Annotated in this window: 8 protein-coding genes; 1 reads left to right on the top strand and 7 read right to left on the bottom strand. The window is 72.5% G+C overall.

Annotated features, from left to right (window positions below; genetic code table 11):
- Positions 1-107 precede the first annotated feature (107 nt).
- Both AWZ10_RS26625 and AWZ10_RS26620 read right to left on the bottom strand, forming a co-directional pair.
- Positions 108-671 carry a hemerythrin domain-containing protein gene (locus AWZ10_RS26625; protein WP_060892201.1) on the bottom strand — a complete coding sequence of 188 codons (564 nt, stop codon included), beginning with the start codon at positions 669-671 and terminating at the stop codon, positions 108-110.
- 227 nt (positions 672-898) lie between these two features.
- Positions 899-1,744, bottom strand: a complete 846-nt coding sequence (locus AWZ10_RS26620; RefSeq protein WP_408993002.1) for a GNAT family N-acetyltransferase — start codon at positions 1,742-1,744, stop codon at positions 899-901.
- Between the two features lie 185 nt (positions 1,745-1,929).
- On the opposite strand from AWZ10_RS26620, the gene AWZ10_RS26615 reads away from it, so the two are divergent.
- Positions 1,930-3,624 carry a dolichyl-phosphate-mannose--protein mannosyltransferase gene (locus tag AWZ10_RS26615; RefSeq protein ID WP_060892199.1) on the top strand — a complete coding sequence of 565 codons (1,695 nt, stop codon included), beginning with the start codon at positions 1,930-1,932 and terminating at the stop codon, positions 3,622-3,624.
- A 46-nt stretch (positions 3,625-3,670) separates the two neighbouring features.
- On the opposite strand, the gene AWZ10_RS26610 is transcribed toward AWZ10_RS26615, so the two are convergent.
- From AWZ10_RS26610 to AWZ10_RS26590, 5 genes are all read right to left on the bottom strand, one after another.
- The gene (locus AWZ10_RS26610; protein ID WP_060892198.1) at positions 3,671-4,252 is read right to left on the bottom strand and encodes a hypothetical protein; all 582 of its coding nucleotides are present in this window, start codon (positions 4,250-4,252) and stop codon (positions 3,671-3,673) included.
- A complete protein-coding gene (locus AWZ10_RS26605) occupies positions 4,249-5,628 on the bottom strand; it encodes a hypothetical protein (protein WP_060892197.1) in 1,380 nt (459 codons plus the stop codon). Before AWZ10_RS26605 ends, AWZ10_RS26610 begins: the two co-directional genes overlap by 4 nt.
- Positions 5,625-6,458: an ABC transporter ATP-binding protein gene (locus AWZ10_RS26600; RefSeq protein ID WP_060892196.1), complete on the bottom strand. Its 834-nt coding sequence runs from the start codon at positions 6,456-6,458 to the stop codon at positions 5,625-5,627. Before AWZ10_RS26600 ends, AWZ10_RS26605 begins: the two co-directional genes overlap by 4 nt.
- Positions 6,455-7,297: a hypothetical protein gene (locus AWZ10_RS26595; RefSeq protein WP_060892195.1), complete on the bottom strand. Its 843-nt coding sequence runs from the start codon at positions 7,295-7,297 to the stop codon at positions 6,455-6,457. The genes AWZ10_RS26600 and AWZ10_RS26595 overlap by 4 nt, the downstream gene beginning before the upstream one ends.
- Positions 7,294-7,511 (bottom strand): RNA polymerase sigma factor (locus AWZ10_RS26590; protein ID WP_244172553.1); only part of this gene is annotated, 218 nt, incomplete at its 5' end. The genes AWZ10_RS26595 and AWZ10_RS26590, both read right to left, overlap by 4 nt.

Raw genomic sequence — 7,511 nt, 5'->3', positions numbered from 1 at the left:
GGACAGCCGGCCTCGGCTGTCCCGGCCGGCCCCTTCGACCGTCCGAGACCGCTCCCGGTCGGCGGGTACGGCCACGGTTCAACGAGTAGCCCGCCCGGTACGAGGAGTCAGTCGTCCTTTCCCCGGCCGGTCAGCGCGTCGCGCATCCGGTCGACGAGACCCATGCCGGGGGCGAGCAGCTTGTTGGCCGGAGGAGTGTCCGGGGCCGCCGGGTGGGGCCGCGTCGGGGCCGCCTTCTTGGCCTTGCGGACCTTCTCACCGAGGCTGTTCAGGGCGTCGGCCGAACAGGACGCGCGCAGCCGGGGGAAGAGGTTGTCCTCCTCGTCCTGGATGTGGGACCTGATCTCGTTCATCAGCTGGGCGATCAGCAGGTCGAAGTCCGGGTCGTCGGCCTCGCACCGTTCCAGTGCCTTCATGGTGCGCTCGGCCTCGGCGTGGTCCTCCAGTTCCCGGTCGGCGATCGCGTCACCTTCCGGGATGTGCTCCCGGACCGCCGGGTAGAGGTACGCCTCCTCGGCGACCGAGTGACGCACCAGCTCGATGGTGACCTTGTCCACGCATTCCTTGCGCCGGGGGTCCCCGGAGGGCAGCGCCTCGATCTCGCCGAACATCTCCTCCACTTCCCCGTGGTCCGTGGTCAGTTCCGCGATGACGTCTCCACCGTGTCCCATGTCCTTCGCTCCTCTCCTGACTGCAACGCTTCCGCTTCCGCTTCCGCATCCGTACCCGTCGGCCCGGCCGGCCTTTCGGCGCGCTCCCGAGTACCCGCGAACGGCCCAGCCACGCGGCCCCTCCGTCCTGGTTGACCTCCAGGTCCTGGGGCAGGAGGGGCACGGGGTGGGGGCGCTCAGTGCGGCGCGACGTCCACGACGTCGTGCCCCTGCGGAGCGATCGACGCCTACGACCGCGCGGGCTGGTCGGCGATCAGAAGGGTGCAGCCGACGGGACGGAAGCCCAGGCGGGTGTAGATGCGGGCGACGGTGTCGTCCGCATAGGCGAGGAAGAGGGTGCGCACGCCGTGGTCGCGGGCGTGGTCGACCAGGGCGGCCGTGACGGCGGCGGCCAGGCCCCGGCGGCGGGCCGTGGGAAGGGTGCCGATGCCGCCGATCTCGGTGGTGCCGTCCACCGGGTGGTAGTGGCCGACGGCCAGCGGCGTACCGTCCGGGCCGACGGCGGCGACGAGCGCCTTGTGCCCGGCACGGACAGTGGGGCGGACCGCCGCCACGGTGCCGTCCCCGGTCAGCGCCTCGGCCACCGCCGACAGTTCCGCCCGCCCCGCCGCACCCACCGCGACGCCCTCGTCGGCGAAGGCCAGCCGCGGCAGAGCGAGGGCGGCGGGCAGGGCGGGGTCGTCGGCTGTCAGCGCACGGACCGTCACACCGTCCGGCAGCGGCCGCGGGTCGACCGGATGATGCGGATCCAGTGCCATCAACGGGCGTTCGAGGACCGTCAGACCGCAGGCCTCGATCCCGGTTCGCAGTGTCGGCGCCGACTCGGCCAGCCACTCGAACGCTCCCGGCACACCCAGTTCGCGCTGCCGGGCCCGCACGCGCTCGATGTCGGCGGCCGTGACCGTCGAGCCCCTCCCCGCAGCAGGTTGAGCATGGCCCGGCCCGCCGTAGTAGGGGGCGCCCGGCTCCTTCCGCACGAACAGGCGCAGCGGGCCGAACTCCTCGACGTCGGCGAACAGCAGCGGCACGGTGGCGTAGTACCGCTCGATACGGGCCCGCAGTGTCTCGCTCATGCGACGCATCCCACCACGGGGCGGTGCCGCGCACCGACGAATTCGGCCTCCGGCCGCGCTCCGGGTGGCGGCAGGCGGTCGACCGGCTTCGGTGTGGCCCTGCTAGCCTCCGGGCGCACCCCGGACTCGGCCGGACGATCACCGGCACCGCACCGCCCGCGCTCTCAAAGGACTTCTTCACCGCGATGCTCCACGGCACCCGTTCGACGACGGCGCCCACCGGCTGGAACGACCGTCTGCGCCTGTTCGGGTACGCCGGGCGCCCCCGGAGCGACATCCGTGAACGCCTGGTCCCGCCCTTCCCGGAGCCGGGGACCGGGCTCTGGGAGCGGGTGGGGTTCGGCCCGGTGGCGGCGTACCGTCTCGTGAAGGCGATGGACTGGCTGGGGCCGCTGCTCGTCGCCCTGCTGGCCGGAACGATTCGCTTCTGGCGCCTCGACCGGCCGCACGAACTCGCCTTCGACGAGACCTACTACGCCAAGGACGCCTGGTCCCTGCTGCGGCTCGGCTACGAGGGCACCTGGCCGGACCGCAAGGTCGCCGACCCGCAGGTCCTGGCCGACCCCCAGGTGATCCCGCTCTCCGACACCGGGAGCTTCGTCGCGCATCCTCCGACGGGCAAGTGGGTGATCGCCGTCGGTGAGTGGATGTTCGGCCTCGACCCGTTCGGCTGGCGCTTCATGACGGCCGTCCTGGGCACGCTGTCGGTGCTGATGCTGTGCCGCATCGGACGGCGTCTGTTCCGTTCGACGTTCCTCGGCTGTCTGGCCGGCGCACTGCTGGCGGTGGACGGCCTGCACTACGTGATGAGCCGCACCGCTCTGCTCGACCTGGTCGTCATGTTCTTCGTACTGGCGGCCTTCGGGTGCCTGCTGATCGACCGTGACCACGCGCGGGGGCGGCTCGCGGCGGCGTTGCCGGTGGGCGGGCACGGTCACGTCGGCCCGGACCGGGACACCGGCGACCGCGCCGGGACGGGATGGCGTCCCTGGCGGCTCGCGGCCGGCGTCTGTCTGGGTCTGGCCGCCTCGACCAAGTGGAACGGCCTGTACTTCCTGGCCTTCTTCATGGTCCTGACCGTGCTGTGGGACGTCGGTGCCCGCCGCGTCGCGGGGGCACGCCACCCGTACCGGGCGGTGCTCCGCAAGGACCTCGCCCCGTCGGTGCTGTCCCTCTTCCCGGTCGCCGTGGTGACCTATGTGACGACGTGGACGGGCTGGTTCCTGTCCGACGACGGCTACGGGCGGCACTGGGCGGACGGCCGTGGTGGCGCCTGGTCGTGGATACCGGCACCGCTGCGCAGTCTGTGGCACTACGAGTACGGCGTGTACCAGTTCAACGTGGGACTGGACACGTTCCACAAGTACGAGTCCAACCCGTGGAGTTGGCTGGTTCTCGGCCGTCCCGTGCTGTTCTCCTACCAGTCGCCCGAACCCGGGGAGGCCGGCTGCCACGCGATCACCGGCTGCTCGCAGGCGATCCTCGCCCTGGGCACGCCGATGCTGTGGTGGTCGGCGTGCTGCGCCCTGGTCTATCTGCTCTTCCGGTGGGCCCTGCGCCGCGACTGGCGTGCGGGCGCCGTGCTGTGCGCCGTTGGCGCGGGGTATCTGCCGTGGTTCCTGTACCAGGACCGCACGACCTTCTCCTTCTACGCCGTCGTCTTCGTGCCGTACCTGTGTCTGGCCGTGGCGATGACGCTGGGCGCGCTGCTGGGCCCGCCGGGTGCGAGCGCCGAACGCCGCACCCGGGGAGCGGTGGCGGCGGGCACACTCGTCCTGCTCATCGCCTGGAACTTCATCCACTTCTTCCCCATCTACACGGGGGACACGATCCCGTATCCCGACTGGCAGATCCGCATGTGGCTCGACACCTGGATCTGAACCGCCACGGATGAACCGTTACGGATGAACCGTTACGGATGAACCGCTACCGTCTCGGGCCCGCGAGAGCGTAGGCCGTCGTGCCAGCGACCGCGAGGATCAGGGCCGTCCAGGTGGCCGTCGGGGTGCCGGGCGGCATGAGCATCCAGGTCACCGCCCGCATCGGCACACTCGTCGGGGGCGGGGCGAAGACCGAGAAGGACAGCCAGGCGATCGGCAGGGTCCACGCGTACTGCGCCCCGCACACCACCGCCCCGAGGGCGACGAGGCCCGTCAGCCCCGCGCTGTCGCGGACGACGAACGCTGTGGTGGCCAGGTCCTCGCCCCCCACCGTCTGCACCGCGAGGAGTACGGCGCATGCCACCGCGCCGATGAGCAACACATGTGCCGCCCTGCGGGGCCGCCAGCTGATCGAGGCCGTGCGGTCCAGCGCGTGGTCCTGCCCGCCGAGCCCGATCGATGCCGCCGTCACTCCCGCGACGAGGACGAACACGGGCAGCTTCGGATCGCCCGGTCCCCCGCCGCCGTCCCGGGCGGCGAGTGCCCACACCGTCACCGTGCTGATCACCACCGCGGCGAGCGACGCGGGTACCTGCCGGGAGCGCGCGTACAGGGTCAGCCATCTCACCGGGCCGTACCGCCGTCCAGTATGTCGAGCGTGTCGCCTTCGCAGGTGGCGGCGGCGGTGTGGGCCGCCTTGACGCGCGCCACCTGGTCGGACCATGGCAGTGCCTTGAGTTCCGTCCACACCGGGCGGGCCATGTCGAGCTGGTCGCTCGATGCGTGCAGGGCCCCACCGAACGGCTTGAGGTCTCCGAGGACCCAGCCCGCCACGACGCTCTGCGCGGCGATCTCGCCGAGCGTGCCGCTCTCGTTGGCGCTGCGGGCGAAGCAGACCGGCGCCATGCCCTGGGCGAGCAGGGCCCGGGTCAGTTCCTCGCCCTTCGCGTCGGCGATCACGCTGTCGTCGAAGTCGACGAGCACGGCCGTGCGGGACCGCTCCGGCGGGTCGAAGACCTCCCGTGGGACGGTGCTCTCCCGGACGGACGTCGGCGCTTCGCCGCCGAGGACGTTCCGCAGGAGGCCGAGCGCCTTCTTTCCGGGGCCCGCGAGGCCCGAGAGGCGCTCCTGGTGCGCTTTCGCCACGCACACCGGGCCGTCGCACACCTGGGCCGCGGCGGCCTCGTCGACGACGTACGCCCGGCGCGGGTCGGCGGGAAGGAGGAGCAGGGCGATCGCCGCGCCCGCCAGGACGGGGGCCAGGGCGAGCAGGCGGGCGCGCGGGGACACGGCGGCCAGCAGCGCGAAGCCGGTCACGGCCATGCCGAGCAGCCAGACCGTCTGGCCCAGGTGCACGGGGGCGGAGAGCGTGAGGAACACGTCCCGTACCTCGTCCACCACCGGTGACAGCAGCGCGACCTGGGTCGGCACCCCGGACGTCGGCGCTCCCGAGTCCGTCGACAGCCGCAGGAGGTTGACGAAGACGAAGGCGGCCACGGCCAGCACGGGCGGGGTCAGCGGGGAGGGGAGGTTCCGCCCGATCCCCATGCCGAGGAGGGCGCCCGCGACGAGGGCGAATCCGCCGACGAGCGAGATCGGCAGCCAGCCGAGGTGCCTGTACTCGGCGCCGCCGAGTACCTGGACCGCGCCCAGGAGGACGAGGAACGCGAAGGCCGAGGCCAGCGAGACGGCCGTCGCGCCCGCGGTCGTGGCCGCTCGATGCAGGGCGGGTCGCGGTGTGCTCGTCAGCAGCTCGGCCATCTTCGAACGGTGGTCACGCAGCCCCTGGAGGGCTCCGAGCGCCATGGCGAGCGGCCACATGAAGACCAGCAGGAACCGGGTCCACAGGGCCATGGACGTCCACTGGGTCGTCCACAGCGCGGTGCCCTTCCACCACGGGCCGCTCAGCAGGTACAGGAACGTCAGGGCGGTCGTCAGGACCACGGCGCCGGCCCACGGGGCGACGGAACGTCTCAACTCGATGCGCAGGACACGGGCGTTCACCAGGTGCCCCTTTCCTGCCGGGGGTCGAGCAGCAGCGCCGAGTAGCCACGCTCCAGCGGGCTGTCGCCCACGTGTTCGGGTCCGCCCGCCGCGGCCAGTTCGTCCGGGGTGCCCTGGAAGACCAGCCGGCCCTCGGCGAAGAGCACCACGTCGGTGCAGGCGGCGGCGACGTCCTCCACCAGATGGGTCGAGACGACCACACAGGTGTCCGTGCCCAGCTCCTGCAACAGCTGGCGCAAGCGCAGCCGTTGGGCGGGGTCCAGGCCGACCGTCGGCTCGTCGAGGAGCAGGATCGCCGGGTCGTTGACGATGGCCTGGGCGATGCCGACGCGTCGCACCATGCCGCCGGACAGGGTCTTCATCCGGTCGTCGGCGCGGTCGGCGAGGCCGACCCGCTCGACCGCCCGCTGCACCGCCGCGGGGATGTCCGTCCTGGGAACCTCCTTCAGCCACGCCATGTACTCGACGAACTCACGCACCGTGAAGCGCTTGTAGTAGCCGAACTCCTGCGGCAGATAGCCGATCCGGCGGCGCAGCGCCCGGTGTTCGCCCAGGCCGCCCGCGGACTCGCCGAGCAGGTCCAGGGTGCCCTCGGCGGGGCGCAGCACGGTGGCCAGCGCCCGGATGAGGGTGGTCTTGCCGGCTCCGTTGGGTCCGAGCAGGCCGTGCACGCCGGTGCCGAGCGACAGGTCGAGCCCGTCGACGGCCATTCGTTTCCGGCCTACCCGCACCTTCAGCCCCGTGGCCCGGATCTCCCAGGCGTAGGGCGTGGGTGCGAGGTCGGCCGCGCTCACCGCGGACATCACTTGGTGTTCCTTCCGGTTGGTCATCGATGGGCTCCCAGCACGGCGAAGGCGCCCCTGCGGGCGATCACGACACCGATACCGAGGGTGAGGATCAGGCCCCAGACGGGCAGTCCGTCCGTCTGCAGGGCGACGGGCGTACGGCTGGTGGCCAGGGCCGGCGCCACGACCACTGCGGCCCACACCGCGATCAGCGCGAGGGCGGCACGGGTCACGCCGACGACGCCGCCGAGCGCCAGGGTCGTCGAGGTGAACGCCAGACAGGGCAGCAGCCACTGCGCGGCCGTCACCCCCGTCACCCAGCCGCCCGCCAGCAGCGCGGGCACGACGACGGCCAGCACGGACGCGGTGCGCCGCAGCACCAGGGGAAGCCCGGCCCTGGGCACGGAGGCCGTCAGCTCGTACGCCGGGTCCAGGCCGCGCGACCACGACACCGCGACGCCGAGCACGGGCAGGACGGGGGCGAGCAGCAGCACCAGCGACACCTCGCCGGAACCGGAGCCGAAGCCATAGCCCGTGCCGGTGTCGGCCAGGTCGAGCAGCAGCGCGAGCAGCGTGACACTCATGACCATGGCCACCCACGGCACCATCGTGGGCGTCAGCCACCTCGACAGCCGTGCCGACCAGCGCCGGTGGCGGGGCATCGTGGGGGTGGCGGCCAGCCGGGGTGCGAGGTCCGACCAGACGGCGCCGACCAGTGCCGTCACCGCGGGCGCGTCGGCCGTGGCGGCGGCCGACAGCCGGTCCCGGCAGACCCGGCACACCTCCAGATGGGCTTCCAGGGCCCACACCTCGTCGGCGCCGATGTCCGTGTCGCCGCGCGCGTAACCGTCGATGATCCGCGTCGACGCGTGTTCCACGCTCATGCCAGGGCCCTCCGCATCTCGGTCCGGGCCCGGCGGGCGCGGGTCTTGACCGTGCCCTCGGGCACGCCGAGCAGGACCGCGGTCTCCCGGACGGACAGCCCGTCGAGCACCATGGCCTGCAGTACCTGTCTGAGTTCGGGCGCGAGGCGCCGCAGCGCGTCCCCGACGTCACCGCCGACGGTGGCCGCGAGCGCCTCCTCCTCGGCGGCCGGCG

It is taken from the genome of Streptomyces europaeiscabiei, assembly GCF_001550375.1.
Taxonomy (GTDB): Bacteria; Actinomycetota; Actinomycetes; order Streptomycetales; family Streptomycetaceae; genus Streptomyces; species Streptomyces europaeiscabiei.
Note: the sequence above shows the minus strand (reverse complement) of the source record. Positions and strands in the feature narration are given on the sequence as shown.